This window comes from Deinococcus radiopugnans ATCC 19172 (genome assembly GCF_006335125.1).
Taxonomy (GTDB): domain Bacteria; phylum Deinococcota; class Deinococci; order Deinococcales; family Deinococcaceae; genus Deinococcus; species Deinococcus radiopugnans.
Genome location: NZ_VDMO01000076.1, coordinates 1 through 785, shown reverse-complemented (window position 1 = coordinate 785; position 785 = coordinate 1). Strand labels below are relative to the sequence as shown.

Below are 785 nucleotides of genomic sequence, written 5' to 3'. Positions count from 1 at the left end.
GCCGAGGGGCAGATCAAGCTGAACTTCACCGACGTCGCCGGCTGCGACGAGGCCAAGCAGGACCTGCAGGAAGTCGTCGACTTCCTGCGCCAGCCCGAGAAATACCACCAGCTCGGCGCCCGCATCCCCCACGGCGTCCTGCTCGTCGGCCCCCCCGGCAGCGGCAAGACCCTGCTCGCCAAGGCGGTGGCTGGCGAGGCCAAGGTTCCCTACTTCTCCATCAGTGGCTCGGACTTCGTCGAGATGTTCGTCGGTGTGGGTGCGGCCCGCGTGCGTGACCTGTTCGAACAGGCCCGCAAATCCGCGCCATGCATCGTGTTCATCGACGAGATCGACGCCGTCGGGCGCAAGCGTGGGGTCAGCATGCAGGGCGGCAACGACGAGCGCGAACAGACCCTCAATCAATTGCTCGTCGAGATGGACGGTTTCGGCAGTGGGCAGGAAGTGATTATCCTGGCCGCCACCAACCGCCCGGACGTGCTGGACGCCGCCTTGCTGCGTCCGGGGCGCTTTGACCGGCAGGTGGTGGTGGACGCCCCGGACGTGCGGGGGCGCGAACACATCCTCAAGATTCACGCGCGCAAGAAGCCGCTGGACGTGAGTGTGGACCTGGGAGTGATCGCGCGGCGCACGGCGGGCATGGTGGGGGCGGACCTGGAGAACCTGCTGAACGAGGCGGCGCTGCAGGCGGCGCGCGAGGGGCGCAACCGGATCACCGGGCGGGATGTGGACGAGGCCCGGGACCGGGTGCTGATGGGGCCTGAGCGGCGCAGCATGGTGGTGCG

General features: G+C 68.4%; 1 protein-coding gene. It reads left to right on the top strand.

Annotated features, from left to right (window positions below; genetic code table 11):
• Positions 1-785: ATP-dependent metallopeptidase FtsH/Yme1/Tma family protein (locus tag FHR04_RS20745; RefSeq protein ID WP_139405064.1), on the top strand; the 785-nt coding region annotated here is incomplete at both ends.